Here is a 20,675-nt window from a genome sequence, read left to right as displayed (position 1 = left end):
ATGACCATTCGCTTCGATGATCGCGTCGCCATCGTCACGGGCGCCGGCAACGGCCTGGGCCGCGTCCACGCCCTGCAACTGGCCGCTCGCGGTGCCAAAGTGGTGATCAACGACTTCGGCGGCAGCCGCGACGGCTCCGGCAGCTCCACCGAGGCCGCCCTGGCCGTGGTCGAGGAAATCCGCCAGGCCGGTGGTACCGCCATCGCCAACGGCGCCAACGTGGCCGACTATGAGCAGGTCCAGGCCCTGGTCCGACAGACGGTCGAAGCCTTCGGCCGCGTCGACATCCTGATCAACAATGCCGGCATCCTGCGCGACAAGTCCTTCACCAAGATGGATATGGCTGACATCCATGCGGTGATCAATGTCCACCTGATGGGCTCGATCAACTGCACCAAGGCCGTGTGGGACCTGATGCGCGAGCAGAACTATGGCCGCGTGCTGATGACCACCTCCGCCGCCGGCATGTTCGGCAATTTCGGCCAGGCCAACTATGGCGCGGCGAAAATGGCCCTGGTGGGCCTGATGAACATGCTCGCCATCGAAGGCGTGAAGAACAACATCCGAGTCAACACCCTGGCGCCCATGGCCGCCACCCGCATGACCGAGGACGTGATGCCGGCGGAACTGCTCGCCGCCAGCCGCCCCGAGCAGGTCAGTCCTGGCGCGCTGCTGCTGGTGAGCGAAGATGCACCCAGCAAGCTGGTGCTGGGCGCCGGCGCCGGCGTGTTCTCCGCCATTCGCATGGAAGAAACCGCGCCGATCTACATCGGCGGCGCCGACCTGACCCCGGAAGACATCCAGGCACAACTGGCACGCATCACCGACTGGAACACCGCCGGTCCGCGTAACGATGCCAACGAGCAGGTGAAGCTCTTCATCGACACCGCGATGAAAGGCATCAAGGGAGTCTGATCCCACGCTGGACGAGGCCCCGCGTGCCTTGTACAAGGGACGCGGGGCTTCGCGCCGATGGCCGGCCATCCAGGCTAAAGAAGGGAAAATAACAATGACGACAAAAATGAATTTCGCCCGCACCATGGGCAACCTCGCCGTGCGTTTCGCAGACCGCGAAGCGCTGGTGAACATCGAGCGCAAGCGCCGCTACACCTTCCGCGAGCTGCATTCACTGACCAACCGCATCGCCAACATGCTGCGCGAGCGCCTTGGGCTGCGCCGTGGCGACGTCTACCTGTGCATCCTGGACAACGACAACCTTTCTCTGGTGCACGCCTGGACCTCAATGAAGTCTGAGGCCGCTGGCGCCTATACCAATTTCCGCGACTCCCTCGATGAGCATCGCTCGCAGATCGCCCAGATCCGCCCCAAGGCGGTGCTTCTGGAAAACACGCTGCTGGAGCGTTATTTCGAAATGCTCCACGAGCAGGGCATCCAGGTGGTCTGCATGGATCCGCCGGCCCAACCCCGTGACGGTCTGCTGTATTTCTGGGACCTGCTGGAAGGAGTGAGCGACGCCACTCCGGATGTTGCCCACGAAACGCAGACCGATGTGGTCTCCTACCGCTTCACCGGCGGCACCACTGGCGTCAGCAAGTGCGTGCCCTACACCATGGACAACTGGCTCGCCCTGCGTGATTCCATGTACATGGAGAGCGAGCAGCCCTACCAGCCCGATACCCGTTTCCTGCACATGGCCCCCATCAGCCACGGCTCAGGTCTCGGCCTGCTGCCGACACTGTTCCGCGGCGGCTGCACCCTGACCCAGAACGTGCCCGACCTGGCCCAGCTGTGCCGAAACATCGCAGCCGAGCGGGTCACCATGACCCTGCTGGTGCCGACCATGATCTACCGGCTGCTGGAAATGCCGGAGGCCACCGACCACGACCTCTCCTCGCTACAGACCCTGGCCTATGGCGCCGCGCCCATGAGCCCGGCCAAGCTGCGCCAGGCACAGGAGCGCTTCGGCAATATCTTCATGCAGATCTACGGCGCCACCGAGTGCCTGCACGCCGTGGCCATCCTCAGCAAGGCCGACCACCTGAACGCTTCCGACAGCCAGATCGGCTCTGCCGGGCGTATCGCCGCAGGTGCCGAAGTGATCATCGTCGACGATGACGGCAATCCGCTGGAGCTGGGCGCGACCGGCGAGCTCTGGGTGCGTTCCCGAGGCACCGTTTCCGGCTACTTCGGCAACCCCGAGGCCAGTGCCGCCGAGTTCGTCGATGGTTTCTGGAAGTCCGGCGACCTCTGCTACCTGGACGATCAAGGCTTCCTGCACCTGGTTGACCGCAAGAAGGACATGATCATCACCGGCGGTTTCAACGTGTACGCCGTCGAAGTGGAAGCCGCCCTCAACGCCCACCCGGCCGTCTCCAACTCGGCGGTGGTAGGCGTGCCCCACGAGGAATGGGGCGAGGCGCTGCACGCGGAAGTGATGCTCAAGGCAGGCCAGGAGGTTTCTCCGGAAGCGCTGATCGAGCACGTCAAAGGCCGCCTGGGCCGCTTCAAGGCGCCCAAGTCGATCCTCTTCGTCGACGCACTGCCGGTAAGCGTGGTGGGCAAGGTCCTGCGCCGCCAGGTGCGGGAGAAGTACTGGAAGGACAAGGCGCGCCGCGTGTCCTGAGTTGCGCACGCGGTCTTGAAGATTACCCTCGCTTGATGCCCCGATGCGTCCCCTCCCGATTGGGGGCCGTTGGGGCTTTTTTTGTGCTGCGCGGGGTGGACTACCGGACCTCGTTTGGCACCGCCCTCACCTCAACCCCGCTCTGCGCCCCGGCCTGATCGCTTAGCGCTCAGGCGTTCATCGGCACTGGAAGCGGTGCTTCCAAAAGCGTGCCTCTTCACCCCAGAGGGAGAGGGAGCTGTCTGTGCCGATGGTCAGTCTGGGCACAGTCCTGTGGGGGCGATTTCAATCGCCATGCAGGACGCAGTCCTGCTCGCTTTTGTGGGAGCGAATTCATTCGCGAAATGGCGGGGCACCGTGCCAGCCGATCACAACCCTCTCCCCCGGCCCCTCTCCCGCACGCGGGCGAGGGGTGACTCTCGGCTAACTTTCGGCACAGTCCTGTAGGGGCGATTTCAATCGCCATGTAGGACGCAGTCCTGCCTCTTTGGGACAAAAAAACGGCGGCCATTCGGCCGCCGTTCTTGGGGTTTCAAGACGCAGGCTGCGCCTCAGGCAACTTCCAGTTGCCGTCCAGGATCGCCTTGTCCGGCAGGTAGAAACGCACCATGTAGTTCCAGCCCGGCATGATCGGCAGGCAGTTCTCCGTCTGCGCGGTGCAGCCGCCGAAGCGTACGGAGATGATACCGCCCTCGCCTTTCTTCGCTGTCAGGTTGCTGAGGCTATAGGCCTCCAACTGGTTCTTCTGGAACTGTCCGGCCTCGTTGTAGACGCTGATGGACCAGAAGGCGCCCACCGGAACCTCGCCCACCTCCAGCCTGTAATTGGTCTGGCCGTCATTCTGCGTGGGCGTGACCACCTGGTAATAGGCGTCCTTCTCGGGGTTACCGCCCCAGGCCATGGCACTGCCGATCAGGTGGCGTACCGGGTCGATTTGACCGTCGCTGCCAAACATCCCACGGGAATCGGGAATGGTGGTGCCCAGAACAAGCAACGCCTTTCGCATCCGCTCGCGGCTCGCTTCATCCCAATTCGGCACTTCGAATCGGCCCGGCCCCTTGGGTTGCGACACACCGATGGCGTCCTGCAACGCAGCGACCCTCTCCAGGTCCTTCGGATCGGCCGGATCGAACAGCGTGCGCACGCCGACCAGGACGTAGCGGGTGCCCACCTTCGCCTTGTCGAGGCTGTACTGCCCAGCGCCATAGTGGACGCCGACGACCTGGTGGTTCTCGTCGATCATGGCCAGCGACATGAAGCGCTCGCCAGCGTCCGGCATGGTCACGCTGACCGGGCCCGCGTCCAGGTCGAAGACGGCGGTGGAGTACAGCGTGTCGCGGTTCGGCCGGATCACGGTGGGGCGATCCACCGGGATCAGGTTGCGCCGGTGAGAGAATTTGCCCAGCCCACCTAGCGCCACGGTGAGGCCGAAATAGCGGTCCGTCTCGGCGCGGATGAAGTTGTCGACGGTCACCCGCACCGGCTCGCCCGGTAGCGCTTCGCTGCGGGCATCCGGTAGGCAGGCCGCGAACAGGGCGAGGGCCGCCAGTATTACCTTCAATTCGTACACGGTAGCTGTCCTCATGGTCGGTCCTCAGAGTCTCACCAGCACCGGTGGAAAGTAATCACCGCCGGCCACCGCGCCCTTGGCACCGTAGTAGCGGAACACCAGCCGGAAGTTCTGCCCTTCCACAGTCGGCAGCCAGTTCGCCTCGGCTACACCGGCCGGCGGCTGCGGACCGAAATAGAGGGTCAACGAGCCATCCGGGTTGTAGCGCAGGGCCGACTGATTGTTGAGCAGGAAACGCCCCTGAGCATTGGGCATGACCTTGAAAGTCCTGGCGTCGGTAGCCGTGATTGACCAGAAGTAGCGCGCGAAGCCAGACGGCAGCTGGTCGCGTGGGAAGCTCAGTGAATAGCTCCGACTGCCATCGAGCACTTCACCGTGGTCGTCCACAGTCCCACGGAAATAGTTGACCTCCGCCTGGGTGTTTGCCCAGATGCCGCCCAGGTTGACCAGGGTGCGAGTCAGGTAGTCGCTGCCGTAGGTGCCGGATACGGCCGGTCGCACCCAGCCGTTGCGCACAGTACCGGGGCCTAGGGTGGGGGCTGCCTTGACCAGGGCGGCGAAGGCCTGCTTTCTGATTACCTCATCCAGATGCGCACGCTGAGCGGGGGCGCTGGCGAGTGCGACCAATGCATGCACGCGAGCCTGCAATGCCTCCATGCCTGGATTCAGATCAGGTTCTTTCAGCGCCACTTCGGCTGCGTCGAATGCCTCTACGCCGGGCAACTGCTGCAGCCTGAACAGCGGTGCCTGGGGCACTTCCGGAAGCTGCGGCGAGCCGCTGGTACGCATGCTGAATTGCCTCTGCAGGTGCTCGGCCTGCTGCGGATCGGCGCCGAGTTCCACCCGCGCCAGTACCCGCGCGGTGCGCACCGGCAGATCCACGCGCTGGATGCCATCCGGCAGCGCAACGTCGGCGCCCTTCAGGCACACCGCGAAGTCACCGCTGGGATGCTGCGCGAAGGTACGCTCATTGATATTGGCCAGGGTCTCGCCCCAGCCATTGAGGAACTGCACCGTGTAGTAGCGATCACTGATCCTCGGCACGCTGACCAGGGTACAGCTGCCCTCATCCACCGCCACCCAGGCTTCGGAATAGGCCACATCGAGGTTGGGATTCGGCCAGTCCACGGCACCTGGCTTGCGGTGCACCAGTTGGTTCCACTGCATACCCTGCTGGAAATCCAGTTGCTGCTGGCGCTGCACCAGCAGGCGTCCGAGCAGGTAGATGTAGGCGTCGCTCACCTCCTGGTCGGAGTAGGCCGGTGCCTGCGGATTGGCGGCATGGGAAATCGATGGCGCGACCGCAGCCATCAGGCAGGAAGTGGTGAAGGCGCCACAAGCCAGTGCCGAACGTAAGGAACGCATTGTTGTTTTTCTCCGTCGTGATCCATCACAGGCAGGTTATGCCTTCTCCGGCCTGACACAGCCCCTCCCCTTTGGGGTGGGGTTCACGGAGGGCCCCGACATTGCCTGTCAGGGCCGCGCCAATCGTGCCCCTCAGGCGCCGTTCAACGACGCCATGTCGATCACGAAACGGTACTTCACGTCATTGCGCTCCATGCGCTCGAAGGCGGTGTTGATGTCCTGGATGTCGATCATTTCGCACTGTGGCAGCACCTGGCGTTCAGCGCAGAAGTCCAGCAGTTCCTGGGTCTGCGCCAGACCGCCGATCAGCGATCCGGAGATCGAACGGTTGTTGCGTGCCAGCAGCGCGCCATGGATGGGCTCCAGGGGTTCCAGGGCACCCACCAGCACCAGTTTGCCGTGACGTCCCAGGAGCATCAGGTACGGGTTGACGTTGTGCTTGCGCGGGATGGTGTCGAGGATCAAGTCGAACGCATTGACGGCGCCAGCCATCGCCTGTGGATCGGTGGACAACAGCACATGGTGGGCACCCAGGGCACGCGCATCGTCGGCCTTGCCCGGCGAGGTGGTGACCACCGTGACTTCCGCACCGAGTGCCACGGCCAGCTTTACCGCCATGTGTCCGAGCCCGCCAAGGCCGACCACTGCGAGGCGGGTACCCTCACCCACGTTGTGTTCACGCAGCGGCGACCAGACGGTGATGCCGGCGCACAGCAGCGGGCCGGTGAAGCGCAGGTCCAGGTGTTGAGGTACGCGGAGCACGAACTTCTCGCGCACTACGATGTGCTGCGAATAGCCACCATGGGTGTTGGCGCCGCTAACCCGGTCGCGGCCATTGTAGGTCGGGGTAGTGCCGTGCTGGCAGTGCGGTTCCTCGCCCGCCTCACAGGCTGCGCATTGCTGGCAACTGTCGACCAGGCAGCCGACCGCTACCCGATCACCCACCTTGTAACGGCTCACGGCCCGGCCCACCGCTGTTACATGGCCGACGATTTCGTGGCCGGGTACGCAGGGAAAGACGGTGCTGCCCCAATCGTTGTGAGCGAAGTGCACGTCTGTATGGCAGACGCCGCAGTAGGCGATATCGATAGCCACGTCATCATCACGCAGGGCGCGGCGTTCGATGCGCAGCGGGGTCAGGTCGGCTCGGGCCTCGTGGGCGCCGTAGCAAAGGCAATTGGTCATGGAAAGCTCTCCAGGCATTTACGGAACGGTCGTCCGCTACCGGGCAGGCGTGGTGCCCCTCCGGCAGCGGGACCCACGGAGTTTCAGAGCGAAGGACGCAGCCAGGGCGCCGGCGTTGTTTCCGGTGAAGCGATCTGGTTGGAGATCCACTTGCCCATGCGCCGCAGCGGTTCGATAGAGTCCTGGGGGGCGGCGAACTTCATGGCGGCCGCATAGCCCAGCGAAACGATGCGCTGCGCACCGTGCAGTGGCAGTACATCCTTGAGCTGGTCCTTGATGCTTTCCGGATACACGCCGACGGTCTGGGTATAGGCGTCAACGGCGTCCAGCATCTCGTTGAGCTCGTCGACCGGCACCAGGTTGGCGGTACGGTCATCGAGGAGCGTGGAGAACGGCACCGGTTCGGGAATCTGCGAGCAGATGATCGCCCCCTCCCCGGCCAGGCCACCGATCACCTTGTACCACTCGTCATCCAGGCGCAGGGCATCGACATGAGCCTTGAGGTTCTGGTCGTAGCGCTTGGGCGCGGTGCTGATGCTGTTGGGCAGGGTCAGCATGGCGTCATAGACATAGCGTCCAAATGTATTCAGCTTCTCCAGGCCCTGTTCGTCGGTGCCGGATTGCACGTAGATGGTGCGGGCGCAGACGCAGCCCTTCTGGTTGATCGCACCGATGTCGGACGCCAGGCGCACCGCTGCCTCGCGCATGCTGGCCTCGCTTTCGAAGGTGCCCTTGCCAATGATGCTGGCACTGCGCTTGGGGTCCAGGGAGATCAGTTCCAGGCCGGGCTGGATGTACTGGGTAACGTGCTTCATCGAGGCGAAGCCACCCCAGGCGACGATCTTTTCCAGGTTTTGCGGCTGGTACAGGCGCTGCTCGAACGCCTGGTCGCCGCCCTTCCAGTAGGCCACGGAGAGGTGGCGGGTCAGCGGGTGGTCCGGCGCCATATCGACCATGGTGCGGGCGATGGCCGCCGCGGTGAAGGGATCGTTCGACGGTGCCTTGATGATGGCATCGCTGCGCAGGACCATGTTGCGGATGATGGTCCACAGGGACAGCGCCACCGCGTTGCCGGCGACGATGTGCAGGGTCCGCGCGCCGAAGCAGCGCACCTCCAGCTCGGTGCCGTCGAGCAGTTTCTGCCTGACCCAGCCCTCCAGGTAGTTCACACCCACCGAGCTTTCCACCATCTCGGTTATGACTTCACGGGACAGCAGGTTCTGCAGGCCCATGTAGGAGGCCTTGACAATGGTCGGGGTGGTGGGCGCGGTCAGGTAGGACAGTTCGCAGGCTTCCTGCAGGTAGGCGTTCTTGCTGAAGGCCAGTCGCTCGCCGAGCGCTACGGCATAGTCGAGGATGTCGTCGAAGCTCAGTTTGTAGAGATCGGCCAGCCTGGTCGGATTACCGAGTGGCAGTCTGTCGATGTACCGGTTCGCATCCGGCGTGAGAAAGGTGAGGTCGCCGCCGCGCCCACCCACTTCGATCAGGTTGTCGGTAATCACTTCGCCACGGATGATCATCGGCGCGATTGGATGAGACATGACTCAGAGCTCCAGGGTATTCAGGAAATCCATCGCCTCACGATGGGATTGTTCAGATGCGGCACAGGTGATCTTGTCGTCACCGCCGTTCTTGTCGCTGTAACGCTGGATCGCCCCCTCCACGTAGCGGCTCGGCCGGCCGCAGGCACAGGGCTTGTCCCATTCGACGGTGATCTCGTCGCCCGTGATGAAACCACCCCAGCGCAGATCGGCCCCCAGGTCGAAGAACGCCGCACGGCCGGTTTGCCGGCCCTTCCTGGGCAGTGCCTTGCCGGTTTCCGGGTCGAGCACGAAGGGAATCGCAGTGTGTGAAAAGTGGTAGTTGCCGTGCTCGCAGAGTGCATGGGAACCGCTGGGCGTTTCGGACATGGCGTAGGTCTCGAAGATCTTCCGTGCGCCCGTGAAGCGCAGCACGTCCTCACGCCAGCCTTGCGGCTGAACCACGCCCTTGGCGCCGCCGGTGGTGGCGATGAAGGAGTCAGGGTGGAAGACGCCTTCCAGGCCACGCTCCAGGCCGGCCTTGGCCATGTTGTGCAGCAGATTCCAGGTGCCGCCGATGTAGACGACCTTGCCTTTGAGCCTGGCTGTCATTTCCTCGAAAAAGGCCGCCAGGTGCCCGGGCATGTCGGCCTGCAGTTGGTCGAACGCCTTCTTTTTCGCCATCAGTTCCGGACTGATTACAAGGCGGTCCAGGGTGCCCTTGGCATGTGCCGCGCGGACCTTCGCGCCGAGATGCAGGACATCGCTGGAAAGGGTTGCCGGGTAGGCCGGGTGGAAGTTGTCCAGGCTCGGTAGCACGGTCTTCATGATCGCCATGTTGCCGCGCATGTGGCTGAGATAGCCCTTGCGGTAGTAGGGGTAGACCGAGTGCATGTCCGGTGCGGGCGTTTCCGGGCCGTTCATGCGCCAGGCATAGAGCCGGCGGACCTTGACCGCCTTCTCGAACTCGCGATTGCTCAGCGGCAGGAAAGACAGCGTGCCGGAAGTGCCGGAGGTATGACTGATGCAGAGCTGTGGCACCGCCTCGTCCATGGTCTCGAACCACTCATCCAGACCCTGGCAGCCACTGACGTCGACCGCCTGAATGGCTTCGGCGATCTCGGGGATGACCAACTTGCACAGCCACTTGTTGATCGCGGTGAAGTTATTCTTTTCCAGCAGGGATGGCGGATAGGACTTGAAGACCGTGTGCTCGAACAGGAGCGGAACCAGGTCCTCGACCTGCTCGACTCGGTCGATGGCCTCGGCATCGGCAAGCTTCTTGAGTACCGGGATGCGATCGCGCATCTCCGCGAAACGACGCTTGGCAGCTGCGAGTTGCAAGGCGTCGACTTCGTCGCGCGGCAGTTGATTCCACTTTTCGTAGGAGTGCTCGACCAGCGCCACGGGGTCGGTCAGCAACAGCTCGACCTTCTCATCGATTGTTCTTGTCATAGGTATGGAAGCTCCTGGCTCTCACCATTCGCGCGTCAACGGCGGAAAGCGCGAAAGACCGGCTGTCCGGGGGTGGACAGCCTTCATGGCAGGGCCAGTGTAAGGGCCGGAACGGCAAAATCATTTCCGGATTCCGCAACCTCCAATCCGGACTCAACCATTTGAAATAAATGAATTTTTATTGATATTGCGGAGTGCAGTAAGCACCTATTCCGCATCCGTCGTGGTGAGTAGCGCATGGAGCATGCGCGTCAGCATGCGGACCGTATCGGAACTCGTCAGGTAGTCGGGCCGCTCGATCACGAGCGCGCGCGGCAATGCGGTGACGGCCTGGTAGGCCAGGTAGCCGGCTTTCTCCCGATCGCGCACCAGCACTTCATCGGAGAAGCGCTCCACCAGGGCGGGAATCACCATGGACGTCCAGAACTGCTCGGGTTTGATGACTTCCAGCCGGACCAGCTCTCCGTAGAAGGCGGTCCTGACGCTCAGGTCGGAATCGATCTGCAGCCAGCGATGGAGCGAGGCAAGCCCGGTACTCAGGACCATCTCGATGCCATCGTAGAGGGTGGCCGTCTGGGGTAAGGCGCGGATGCTGGCGATGGTTTCCAGCCGCGCATTGGCGCGGTAATCGTCGAAGATGGCGCCGATCAACGCCTCGATGGTGGGGTAGTACTCGTAGATCGAACTGATCGCCACGCCCGAATACTCGGATAGACGATAGATGGACAAGGCTTCGCGCCCCTCCGTTTCGAGGATGTCGCAGCCAGCTTTCTTCAAGGCAGCGACCAGGGCGATCGAACGCGCCTGCCGGGGCCGCTTGCGCGGCCTGGCGGGCAACGCAACCCGCAGGACGTTGTCCTGGACACCCTGCTCGAGCGAGGGCTTCCCTGCCCTCCCCTCGTGGCTTTGCGGCACAGGCGTGCGGCGACTCATCCTGCTCAGGGCGTAACGATGTTGAAGTTCGGCGCAAAGCTGCCGAGCATGCCGAGCAAAGCCTTGAAGCGGGCGGCATCCCCCTCCAGCTTGATGTCACCCTGCTTGATCGCAGTCGGGAAATCGGTCTCCCGCAGACTGATGCGGTCGAGTACCGCCTTGCTCATGGTCACCGAAACGTCCGGCTTGGCGTGACGGCTGTTCTCGCGATAGGTCAGCACACCGTTGCGCAGGGTCAGCGCGAAGCTCTGCTTCAGGTCGTCGAAGGTCCAATCCAGGGTCATGTCATGTCCCTGGGCCTTGTCGGAGTCCAGGCGCACGGCCAGCAGATCCATGAACATCGCTGGCGTTGCCGCACGAATCAGGTCGGCATTGGCCTTTCCCGCTTGGGTTGGCGGGCCTTGGCGCAGTTCCTGCGCCCCGGTCAGGTACATGTTGCGCCAGGTTGCGGACTCGCTGCGGTAGCCCAGCTGTTCCATGGCATCGGCCTGGGCCTGGCGCGCGGCTTGGTTGTCCGGTTCTGCGAAAACCAGATGGTTGCCCAGCTCAACGGCCCAGCGGTAGTCGCCCCGCTGCATCGCGGTGCGCATCAGTTGCAGGACCTTGTCGGCCCCCCCCAGGGCCTCGACGTAATTCCGGCCGGACTCCGTCGGCGGCAACGGGTCGAGGTTGGCCGGGTTGCCGTCATAGAAGCCCAGGTAGCGCTGGTATACGGCACGGGTATTGAAACTCAGGGTGCCGTAGTAGCCACGGGTGTACCACTTGCGGTCGAGGTTGCCCGGCAAGCGCTTGATTGCGTCGGCGATTTCCCGCGGCGTCAGGCCCTGGTTGAGCAGATGCAGCGTGCGGTCGTTGATGAAAGCGTACATATCGCGCTGGTCGGCCAGGAGCGTGCGGACCGCTTCAGCGCCCCAGGTCGGCCAGCTGTGCTGCGCGAACATCACCTCGGTCCTGTCGCCGTAGCGCACCAGGCTATCGTCGAGGAACTTCGACCAGGCCTTGGCGTCGCGTACCTCGGCCCCCCGAGGGGTGAGGATGTTGTGCATCATCATCACCGCGTTCTCCGACATGCACAGCGCCTTGAGTTGCGGCAGGTAGAGGTTCATCTCTGCCGGCGCCTCGGTGCCGGGGGTCAACTGGAACTCCACCTGCACGCCGGCGATTTCGTGGCTTTCGACAGGCTGAACAATCAGGTCGGTGGGCGCTATCAGGCTGATGGTGCCACCCACCGGTGCGCCTTTCCCCAGCCCGGCGTCCACCTGCGCGCGCGCCCCGCGCGGAAGGGTGCTGCCGCCCTGGTAGGTGCCACGGCGGAACATGGCGGTGCCGGCCAGGACGTTCTCGCTGATGGCGTGTTCCATGAATCCGTCCGGAGCATAGATCCGCACCTTCCCCGCCTTGACATCGTCTTCGTCCACCACACCGCGTACACCGCCGAAATGGTCGACATGGCTATGGGAATAGATGACCGCTACCACCGGCTTGCGCGGGCGGTGCTGGTAATACAGCTCCAGGCTGGCCTTGGCGGTTTCCGTGACGAAGAGCGGGTCGATGATGATCAGCCCGTCCTGGCCTTCGATGATGGTCATGTTCGCCAGGTCCATTCCGCGGACCTGGTAAAGCCCCTCCGCCACCTGATACAGACCGGCATTGGTATTGAGCCGTGCCATTCGCCAGAGGCTAGGGTTCACGGTGTCCGGCACCTTGTCCTGCTGGAGGAAGTCATAGGCATGGGAGTTCCATACCGGCTTGCCATCGGCGCTCTTGATCACGCCCTCGAAGGCGGCAACCAGGCCGCGGCGCGCTGCCTCCTGGTCCTCCGGTGTATCGGGAGGCAACTGCTTGAGTACCGCCCGGTTGGCAGCGGCGGTTTCAGCACTGGCGCCCTTCGCGGCCTCAGCCGCCTCGGACTCCACGGCCCAAGCCTGGGTGCCGAGCAGATAGAACGCGGTAACACAGACAGCAATGGGATTTCGCATACGGATTCCTGATGGTTGGACCGCATTCGCGGGGCCTGTCCAACAACGAAGTAATGACGGAACGTGCCTGTCGGTCGAGCTGCGTGGCCGACCGCTGTGCGAAGGTTATTCCAGAGTCGGCCAGTCCGCCGCCCCCTCCTTTGCAGGGGGGCGGCGCAGTTGCTAGAGGTTGCGGGCGATGATCACTTTCTGGATGTGGCTGGTGCCTTCATAGATCTTGGTCACACGCACATCGCGGCAATAGCGCTCGACCGGGAAGTCGTTCAGGTAGCCGTAGCCACCATGGATCTGCAGCGCATCGGAGCAGACCTTCTCGGCCATCTCGCTGGCGAACAGCTTGGCAATCGAAGCCTCCTTGGCACAGGGCAGGCCCGCGTCGCACAAGCGCGCGGCATGCACCAGGAACTCATGGGAGACATCCACCTGCGCGGCCATGTCGGCCAGGTCGAAGGCCACCCCCTGCAGGTTGATGATCGGTGCGCCGTAGGCCTCGCGCTCCTTGGCGTAACTGACGGCCGCCGCCAGGGCGGCGCGGGCGGTGCCGGTGGCGACGGCGGCGATGGCCACGCGCCCTTCCGACAGCAAGGCCATGATGTTGCGGTAGCCGGAGCCTTCCTCGCCCAGGAGGTTGGCCACGGGTACGCGGCAGTTTTCCAGCTGGATCTGCGCCACATGGGCCGAGCGCTGGCCCATCTTGTGTTCGACACGGGCGACGACATAGCCGGGGCTCTCGGCCGGATCGATCATCAGCAGGCTGCTCCCCCTCTTGCCGGCAGCCTTGTCGGTTATCGCCAGAACCACGCCGAGGCCCGTCTTGTTGCCGTTGGAGATGAACTGCTTGCTGCCGTTGATCACGTAGTGATCGCCTTCACGCCGGGCCGTGGTACGGAAGGCCGCCGTATCGGAACCGGCGTGGGGCTCAGTGAGCAGGCCGGCGCCAATGCGCTTGCCGCTGGCCAGGTCCGGCAGGTACTTGCGTTTCTGCTCCTCGGTGCCCACGCGCGCCACATTCGCGCCCGTCGTGTTGTGCACGTGGATCAGCGTGGCGAAGCCGGCGTCGGCGGCAGCGAATTCCTCGATGGCCAGGCAGTACTCGACGAAGCTGGCGCCAGCGCCGCCGTACTCCACGGGGATCAGCATGCCGAGGAAACCCAGCTCGGCCACCGCTGCCAGCTCATCGCTCGGCCAGGCGCCAGTGCGGTCACGCTCGGCCGCCGTGGGCGCAATCAATTCGGCGGCGACTTTGCGCGCCGAGTCACGAATCATGATTTCCTGTTCACTGAGGAACATTGCGGAGTTGTCGCTCATGGTGCTTCCTTGGTCGGTTCGTAGATGGTTAGGGTCCGCGCTCAGACGCACTGGGCGGTTGGGGTCTTGGATTCGATAGCGGCCGGTAGCTCGTGGCTGTCCGTGGTCACCTTGGCGGGGTTGCCCGAGGCCCCCACGTTACGCAGCAGGAAGTGGGACAGCGCCGGGATCAGCACCAGGGCGCCGAGCATGTTCCAGAGGAACATGAAGGTCAGAAGGATGCCCATGTCGGCCTGGAACTTGATGGGCGAGAAGGCCCAGGTGATCACACCCGCGGCGAGGGTCACGCCCACCAGCGCGACCACTTTGCCGGTGAAACGCAATGCATAGCGGTAAGCCTCGGCCAGGGGCGCGCCTGCGCGTTGCCGGGCCAACTGGATGCTCAGCAGGTACAGGGCATAGTCGACGCCGATGCCAACCCCGAGGGCGATCACCGGCAGGGTGGCGACCTTGACGCCCATGCCCAGCACAACCATCAGCGCCTCGCAAAGCACGGAAGTGATCACCAGCGGAACCACCGCGACGACCACCGCGCGCCAGCTGCGGAAGGTGATGAAGCAGAGCACGATGACCGCCGCGTAGACGTACATCAACATGGTGAAGTTGGCTTTCTTGACCACGATGTTGGTGGCCGCTTCGATCCCGGCGCTGCCGGCGGCCAGCAGGAACTGATGTTCCGGCGTGCTGTGGGCGGCGGAGAAGGCTTCGGCGGCCTTGACCACACGGTCCAGGGTCTCCGCCTTGTGATCGGCCAGGTAGGCGACCACCGGCATCACCGAACATTCGGTGTTGAACAGCTCCGGGTTACTGGTGCTTGCGGTACGCGCGGCATAGTTCAGGACGTCCTGGTTCGGCGGAATCGACATCCATTTCGGGCTGCCTTCGTAGGAGCCGGCGGTGATCTTCCGTACCGCATCGGCGAGCGATACGGTGCTCTGCACCCCCGGCACTTGCTGGAGTGCCCATCCCAGGCGGTCGGTCTCGACCAGGGTCTGGTATTCCAGGCAGCCTTCGGGCCTGGTCTTGACGATCACCGCGAACTGGTCGCTGGACAGCGAGTACTTGTCGGTGATGTACGCATTGTCCAGGTTGTAGCGCGAGTTGGGCCGCAGCTCGGAAGCGCCGGCATCCAGGTCGCCGATCTTCAAGTGGGTGCTGATGATGAAACCGCCTGCCGTGAGGACCGCCGCGCAGGCCAGCATGACCGCCGCCCAGCGGCGTTCGCTGAAACGCTCCAGCAGGCGCCAGACGCCGCCTGACTGCCGCTGCTCGGCACGCAGGCTGCGCGCGGCGGCCTTGCGACTGACTCCGGTGTAGGACAGCGCCACCGGCAACAGGATCAGGTTGGTGAACACCAGCAGGGCGACACCAATGGATGCGGTGATGGCCAGGTCCTGAATCACCGGGATGTCGATCATCATCAGCACACCGAAGCCCACCGCGTCGGCCACCAGCGCAGTGACCCCGGCCAGGAACAGGCGGCGGAAGGTGTAGCGCGCGGCCACAAGGCGATGGGTGCCACGCGCCACGTCCTGCATGATGCCATTCATCTTCTGCGCGCCATGGGACACGCCGATGGCGAAGACCAGGAAAGGCACCAGGATCGAGTAAGGATCCAGCTCGTAGCCGAGCCGGGCGATCAGGCCCAGTTGCCAGAGCACTGCGATGCAGGAGCAACTCAGCACCAACAGGGTGCTGCGCACGCAACGGGTCCAGCCGTAGATGATCAGTGCGGCAATGATCGCCGCCACACCGAAGTAGAGGATCATCAGGTTCAGGCCGTCGAGCAGGTCGCCCACCACCTTGGAGAAACCGACGATGCGGATCTCCAGGTCGGCGCTGCCATGAACGCCCGAGAATTGCTTGCGGATGCTTTCCAACCGCCTGGACAATTCCCAGTTATCCAGCGGTTCGCCGGTTGCGCTGTCCTTGTCCAGCAAAGGCACGAAGATCATGCTCGAGCGATAGTCGGTGCCCACCAGGCTGCCCAGCAGCTGCGCACGGCCGATGTTCCCTCGCAGTTCGTCGGTGTTTTCTTCCGAACCGGTGTAGTTGTCGGGCATCACCGGGCCACCGGTGAAGCCTTCCTCGGTCACCTCGTTCCAGCGCACCACCGGCATCCACAAAGACTTGACGTTGGCCCGGTCCACGCCTGGCGTCAGGAACAGCTCGTCATTTATCTGTTTGAGCGCCTGCAAGTAGGCAGGATCGAAGATGTCGCCCGAGCGGTTCTCCACCACCACCCGCACCGCGTTGCCCAAGCCTTTGAGCTCGGCACGGTTATCCAGGAAGTTGCGGATATAGGGATGATTGTGAGGAATGGTCTTCTCGAAGGCCGCGTTCAGCGTCAGGCGAGTGGCGTCCCAGCCCAGCAGCAATGTGACCAGCGCGCAGAGCACGACCACCAGTAGGCGATTGTTGAAGATCAGCCTTTCGAGGCGGCTGCCCGACTTCGGATTGAATTCTTTCAGGTCACTGATGGTCAGCAGGTTGTCACTGAAGTTGTTGGCACCCATCACGGCTCTCCGACTCTCTTGTTCTTACTGCAGGCTTTGCACGCGCACGCCACCGAGTCCGGCCAGGGCGACTGCCCCACCGGGGGCTGGTGCCACGGCAAAGTTGGGCGCCGCGCGATCGACCTTGACGCGACGGAAAGTTGCGCCACGGTCGGTGGACCGCAGCAGTTGGCCGGCCTGGCTGGCCAGCACGATGGAGCCGTCAGCGGTGATCGCTCCGCTGGTGATGCCGGCGTCTATGCCGGTTTCTACCTTGCTCCAACTGGCGCCGCCGTCGAGGCTGCGCCAGGCATTGCCGCGCAGGCCGTAGGCCAGGACCAGGCCATCGTCACCGAGAACGCCGAACAGCGTGCCCTCGTAGGGCAACGGCACGCTCACGAAGCGCTGGCGGGCGCCGTCGAGTTTCAACATCAGGCCCTGCTCGCCCACCGCGAAAAGCGTGCCTTGTGCCGGCCGCAGTCCATAGAGATGCATGGCCCTGGGGTTGTCGATGCGATCGAGCCAGGGCGTCCAGTTCTTGCCGCCATCCTCGGTGCGCAGAATCAGGTTGAAAGCGCCGATGACGAACCCTTTCTGTTCGTCCTCGAACCATAGGTCCAGCAGCGGCTTGTCCGCGCCCTGGGCGGCGAAGAGATCCGCGTCCTGTTTCAGGCGCTGGGCCTCGGGATCATCCGGATTCGCCGGATTGCCATAGTGCTGAACCAGCAAGTCGGCGATTTGCCGTCCATCGAGCTGCTTGTTCCAGGTCTTGCCGCCATCCCGGGTATGCAGGACCACACCCTCATGTCCCACCGCCCAGCCCTGGCTCGCGCTGGGAAAGGTCAGCGCGGTGAGGTCGGAACTGACGGGTACCTGGGCCTGGCTCCAGGCCAGGCTGTCGTCGGAGTACAGAATGTGACCGCGTTGGCCCGCGGCAACCAGCCGGTCGCCGGCACGGGCAAGTGCATTGAGTGGTGCGCGGATGGCCAACGGCGACTCTTGCGAAGGAGTAGCCATGGGCGGAATGAACGGCGGCTGCGCGGAGGCCTGGCCCGCCATCAGGACGAGCAGGATCAGCAGCGGTGAGCGAGCGAACTGTCGGAACACCTTAATTACCTCACATCAGTCGCGCGCAGGCGCGAATTGCCGGAAGGCGACCACGGAGCACCGGAGTCGCCGTCCGCTGAGCAGCAGTGATCGGTACGCCGATCAGAGCGTGGTCTTGAAGGTGAAGAACACGGCACCCCGGTCTTCCAGCAGCGATTGGCTGCCGCTGGGCGTCAGGACTGCTCCGGTAGTGGGGTTGGTCGAGTAATCGCCAAAGTAATCGACATACTTCAGGTCGAAGCGATAGCGGCTGTAGAGATCGAGGGCCAGGCCCACCGCATAGCTGCCGGCATCCTCGTTGCCACCGGACGACACCGCCGAGTTGCCCGACAGGCCGCGGGAGTAACTGAGCGGCATGGAAAGGTCGCCACCGGGAAAAACCTGGTACCAGATCGGCGTGAAGTTGACGGCCATGCCATAGGCATCCCGCGAGACTTCGTCGACGTTGGTCGGCACTGCCTTGTAGGCCGACGAGCCCTTGAACAGGTTGAGGGGGTCGGAATTGACCGAAACCCAGCGGCTCCAGGTGAGTTCGGTGGACCAGCTGGCACCGTCGAACAGCGCGGTCGGGCTGACAGTGCCGATGGCGTTGAGCACGCCATGCAGGGTATCGCCGCGGGCACCCAGGACATCGCCATCGTCGGGCAGGCGTGCCAAGGAGGTTATCCGCGCCGGGCTGCTGACCAGCGGCATGTTGCGCCGGTAGTTCAGGTCAGCGCCGACACTGATGCCGCCGATTTCCTTCGACAGGCTGATGCCGTACATGTCGATGTCATCGGCATAGTTGAAGAAGTACTGCGGGCGTGCGTTGGCCAGCAGGATGGTCTGCGGCAGGGTGTCGGAGAAGTTGCGGACATAGAAGCCCAGGGTGCCGTCGAGCCATTCGGGGCTCCAGCGCGCCATCACGCCCCAGTCGCCGGACTCCTTCGGTTCGATGTCTTCACCATGGATGGCCCGGACGGTCGGACTCAGGATGAAGGACTCACCGCCCTGCTGGAAAATATCGGCAAAGCCCAGGTAAGTGCCGGACTCGGGCGCGCGGGACGGGCGCCACTCGAAGAAGTACTGGGCGGCGAAGGACAGCTCCGGAGTCGCCTGCAACTGCGCGGAAATCTGGTTGCGCGGCAGATACAGCTCCTTGGCCTCGATGCCCGGGAGCGCCAGCGCCTTGCCCTGGTCCAAGGGTGCCTGGCCGTAGGAAATGCCATGGATGGCGCCGGAGCCCAGCAGCGATTCACCCCAGTTCACGGTGTGGCGGCCCAGGCGGGCCTTCAGCGGCATGTCGCCAAGCTCGTATTCGCCGAAGACGAAGGCATCCATCCATTCAGCGGAGGGGCCTTCATAGTAACGATCGGCGTAACGACTGAGACCCAGGGCCGGGCGACCGTCGGAGCCCAGGTGGTTGGATGTGGCGACGCTGTCGTTGTCCAGGCCACCGGCATAGGCCGCGTCATACCAGAGCGCAGCACTGACACGGGCGCCGTACTTGCCCTTGTAGATGATGTCGGACTCACTGAGGATGTCGAGGCGGTTGTTGACGATGCTGTGCTTGTCGAAGTTGCGATCGCCGTCGTCGTTGTTCGGATTCTTCAGGATCGCGGAATCCTGACCTTCGGTACGCACACCGAGGTTGTAGCGCAAGGTGTTGTCCCAGCGCAGCTGGATGTCGCTGTTGCCGGTATCGATTTCGAACGCGTTGGCGGTACTGCCGGCTATCGCGCACATGGCGACCACCGTGGCGCGCAATGCATGAGCACTGGCTGGATGACATTGACTCGACTTGTTCTTGTTATTCATCTGGGTGTCTCCTCCCCTTGGTGGAACCGGGACCTCGCGTTGACCGCCGCCAGGTCCGGAAACAACTCAATCAGTGATCGAGTGACCAAAGGGTGCCAGCACCGCCCGCAAGTCCTCCCCCCCCTTTCTGAAAGGGGGGTGCCCCCCCTTCACCCCTCCGCTAACGTGAACGAATCGAACCATCCTCGCCGGTCTCGACCGGAACGAACACTGGAGAACGAAATGACGGACGAGGCACCCGCCACCTCCCCGCGGGCGACTATCCGCTATCCCCTTGATACCGTGCCTGCGCCCGGCGCCCTGCTCGAAGTCGCGCCAGGTGTGCACTGGACGCGGCTGCCACTGCCCATTTCCCTTGAAGCCATCAATGTCTGGCTGTTGGCCGAGGACGGCGGCCACGCCGTGGTGGATACCGGGATATCCAGCGAAGACAGTGTGGCGATCTGGGAGGAACTACTGGCGGGCCCGCTTTCCGTCGGAGGGTTGACGCGGGTACTCACCACTCACCTGCATCCTGATCATGTCGGCATGGCCGGCTGGTTGACCCGCAGGACCGGCTGCCGCCTCTGGATGACCCGCCTGGAGTACCTGCTATGCCGGATGCTAGCCGGCGACAGCGGACGCGCAGCTCCCGATGAGGCGCTGGACTTCTTTCGCCGCGCTGGCTGGGACGACCAGGCGCTGGCTGCCTATTGCCGACGCTTCGGCAGCTTCGGCCGGATGCTTTCCCCCCTGCCCGAGAGTTACCGGCGCATCCGCGAGGGCGAGCTCGTACGTATCGGGAAATACGACTGGGAAGTGGTGGTGGGAACAGGTCATTCACCTGAACACGCCTGCCTGTATGACGCCCATCGAAAGCTGCTGATTTCCGGTGACCAGGTGCTGCCACGCATTTCCTCCAACGTTTCGGTGCACTTCACCGAACCGGATGCCGACCCGCTGGGCGACTGGCTCCATTCACTCGGCAAGTTGCGTCGACGCGTGCCAGACGATGTGCTCGTCTTGCCCTCGCACAACGAACCTTTTCAGGGTCTGCACGCGCGACTGAATCAACTGGAAGCCGATGTGTTCGATGCACTGGAGCGCCTGAAACAGGGGCTGAAGGAGCCCCGGCGAGCGGTGGATGTCTTCCCGCTGCTGTTCTCCGCAAAGCTGCGAGCCGACGACCCAACCCAGCTGACCCTCGCCACAGGCGAGGCCATCGCCCACCTCAATCACCTGCTGATGCGCGGTGAGGTCAGGGTCAGCACGGATGAGCGTGGCGTGGCCTGGTATCAACGCCTGCAGGATGGGTTGAGCGAGGCGATGCCCATCCTGCGGCCCTCGTAGGAGCGGGCTCTGCTCGCGAACCTTCCGAGCCAGCCCTTACGCGAGCAA

Annotated in this window: 14 protein-coding genes; 3 read left to right on the top strand and 11 right to left on the bottom strand. The window is 63.7% G+C overall.

The genetic code is table 11. The features are described from left to right. Entirely contained in the window at positions 1 to 915 is a 915-nt protein-coding gene (locus FXN65_RS13070) for an SDR family NAD(P)-dependent oxidoreductase (RefSeq protein WP_151133615.1), read from the top strand. A 94-nt stretch (positions 916 to 1,009) separates the two neighbouring features. Beyond that, positions 1,010 to 2,584: an AMP-binding protein gene (locus FXN65_RS13065; RefSeq protein ID WP_244620731.1), complete on the top strand. Its 1,575-nt coding sequence runs from the start codon at positions 1,010 to 1,012 to the stop codon at positions 2,582 to 2,584. A 532-nt stretch (positions 2,585 to 3,116) separates the two neighbouring features. Here the strand turns inward: FXN65_RS13065 and FXN65_RS13060 are convergent. The 11 genes from FXN65_RS13060 to FXN65_RS13010 all read right to left on the bottom strand — a co-directional run bounded on the left by FXN65_RS13060 (position 3,117) and on the right by FXN65_RS13010 (position 19,298). Continuing rightward, entirely contained in the window at positions 3,117 to 4,169 is a 1,053-nt protein-coding gene (locus FXN65_RS13060; RefSeq protein WP_151133613.1) for a DUF1254 domain-containing protein, read from the bottom strand. A gap of 9 nt (positions 4,170 to 4,178) precedes the next feature. Next, on the bottom strand, positions 4,179 to 5,519 hold the full coding sequence (locus FXN65_RS13055) for a DUF1214 domain-containing protein (protein ID WP_244620729.1): 1,341 nt from the start codon (positions 5,517 to 5,519) through the stop codon (positions 4,179 to 4,181). 132 nt (positions 5,520 to 5,651) lie between these two features. Continuing rightward, positions 5,652 to 6,704: an NAD(P)-dependent alcohol dehydrogenase gene (locus tag FXN65_RS13050; protein ID WP_151133612.1), complete on the bottom strand. Its 1,053-nt coding sequence runs from the start codon at positions 6,702 to 6,704 to the stop codon at positions 5,652 to 5,654. Between the two features lie 83 nt (positions 6,705 to 6,787). Continuing rightward, positions 6,788 to 8,245, bottom strand: coding sequence for an acyl-CoA reductase (locus FXN65_RS13045; protein WP_151133611.1), 1,458 nt, complete (start codon positions 8,243 to 8,245; stop codon positions 6,788 to 6,790). A gap of 3 nt (positions 8,246 to 8,248) precedes the next feature. Further along, on the bottom strand, positions 8,249 to 9,679 hold the full coding sequence (locus FXN65_RS13040; RefSeq protein WP_151133610.1) for a hypothetical protein: 1,431 nt from the start codon (positions 9,677 to 9,679) through the stop codon (positions 8,249 to 8,251). 207 nt (positions 9,680 to 9,886) lie between these two features. After that, positions 9,887 to 10,456, bottom strand: a complete 570-nt coding sequence (locus FXN65_RS13035) for a TetR/AcrR family transcriptional regulator (RefSeq protein ID WP_342212758.1) — start codon at positions 10,454 to 10,456, stop codon at positions 9,887 to 9,889. A gap of 161 nt (positions 10,457 to 10,617) precedes the next feature. Then, positions 10,618 to 12,591 carry an alkyl/aryl-sulfatase gene (locus FXN65_RS13030; protein ID WP_151133608.1) on the bottom strand — a complete coding sequence of 658 codons (1,974 nt, stop codon included), beginning with the start codon at positions 12,589 to 12,591 and terminating at the stop codon, positions 10,618 to 10,620. A gap of 162 nt (positions 12,592 to 12,753) precedes the next feature. Then, positions 12,754 to 13,881, bottom strand: a complete 1,128-nt coding sequence (locus tag FXN65_RS13025) for an acyl-CoA dehydrogenase family protein (protein WP_212632348.1) — start codon at positions 13,879 to 13,881, stop codon at positions 12,754 to 12,756. A 59-nt stretch (positions 13,882 to 13,940) separates the two neighbouring features. Then, positions 13,941 to 16,415, bottom strand: coding sequence for an efflux RND transporter permease subunit (locus tag FXN65_RS13020; protein WP_151133606.1), 2,475 nt, complete (start codon positions 16,413 to 16,415; stop codon positions 13,941 to 13,943). Between the two features lie 24 nt (positions 16,416 to 16,439). Then, positions 16,440 to 17,501, bottom strand: a complete 1,062-nt coding sequence (locus FXN65_RS13015) for a WD40/YVTN/BNR-like repeat-containing protein (RefSeq protein ID WP_244620728.1) — start codon at positions 17,499 to 17,501, stop codon at positions 16,440 to 16,442. Positions 17,502 to 17,603: 102 nt separating this feature from the next. Further along, complete coding sequence (locus FXN65_RS13010; RefSeq protein ID WP_151133605.1) at positions 17,604 to 19,298, bottom strand: DUF1302 domain-containing protein; 1,695 nt, start codon at positions 19,296 to 19,298, stop codon at positions 17,604 to 17,606. Positions 19,299 to 19,520: 222 nt separating this feature from the next. On the opposite strand from FXN65_RS13010, the gene FXN65_RS13005 reads away from it, so the two are divergent. Continuing rightward, positions 19,521 to 20,627, top strand: coding sequence for an MBL fold metallo-hydrolase (locus FXN65_RS13005; protein ID WP_151133604.1), 1,107 nt, complete (start codon positions 19,521 to 19,523; stop codon positions 20,625 to 20,627). The last annotated feature ends 48 nt before the right edge of the window (positions 20,628 to 20,675 follow it).

Origin of the sequence: Pseudomonas lalkuanensis, from assembly GCF_008807375.1 — a bacterium.
Taxonomy (GTDB): domain Bacteria; phylum Pseudomonadota; class Gammaproteobacteria; order Pseudomonadales; family Pseudomonadaceae; genus Metapseudomonas; species Metapseudomonas lalkuanensis.
This window is presented reverse-complemented; position numbering and strand designations above follow the sequence as displayed.

What these genes read in the sequence shown, in the direction of transcription:
- FXN65_RS13070 (WP_151133615.1), top strand. Translation starts at nt 1, where the DNA reads ATGACCATTCGCTTCGATGATCGCGTCGCCATCGTCACGGGCGCCGGC.
- FXN65_RS13065 (WP_244620731.1), top strand. Translation starts at nt 1,010, where the DNA reads ATGACGACAAAAATGAATTTCGCCCGCACCATGGGCAACCTCGCCGTG.
- FXN65_RS13060 (WP_151133613.1), bottom strand. Translation starts at nt 4,169, where the DNA reads ATGAGGACAGCTACCGTGTACGAATTGAAGGTAATACTGGCGGCCCTC.
- FXN65_RS13055 (WP_244620729.1), bottom strand. Translation starts at nt 5,519, where the DNA reads ATGCGTTCCTTACGTTCGGCACTGGCTTGTGGCGCCTTCACCACTTCC.
- FXN65_RS13050 (WP_151133612.1), bottom strand. Translation starts at nt 6,704, where the DNA reads ATGACCAATTGCCTTTGCTACGGCGCCCACGAGGCCCGAGCCGACCTG.
- FXN65_RS13045 (WP_151133611.1), bottom strand. Translation starts at nt 8,245, where the DNA reads ATGTCTCATCCAATCGCGCCGATGATCATCCGTGGCGAAGTGATTACC.
- FXN65_RS13040 (WP_151133610.1), bottom strand. Translation starts at nt 9,679, where the DNA reads ATGACAAGAACAATCGATGAGAAGGTCGAGCTGTTGCTGACCGACCCC.
- FXN65_RS13030 (WP_151133608.1), bottom strand. Translation starts at nt 12,591, where the DNA reads ATGCGAAATCCCATTGCTGTCTGTGTTACCGCGTTCTATCTGCTCGGC.
- FXN65_RS13025 (WP_212632348.1), bottom strand. Translation starts at nt 13,881, where the DNA reads ATGTTCCTCAGTGAACAGGAAATCATGATTCGTGACTCGGCGCGCAAA.
- FXN65_RS13020 (WP_151133606.1), bottom strand. Translation starts at nt 16,415, where the DNA reads ATGGGTGCCAACAACTTCAGTGACAACCTGCTGACCATCAGTGACCTG.
- FXN65_RS13010 (WP_151133605.1), bottom strand. Translation starts at nt 19,298, where the DNA reads ATGAATAACAAGAACAAGTCGAGTCAATGTCATCCAGCCAGTGCTCAT.
- FXN65_RS13005 (WP_151133604.1), top strand. Translation starts at nt 19,521, where the DNA reads ATGACGGACGAGGCACCCGCCACCTCCCCGCGGGCGACTATCCGCTAT.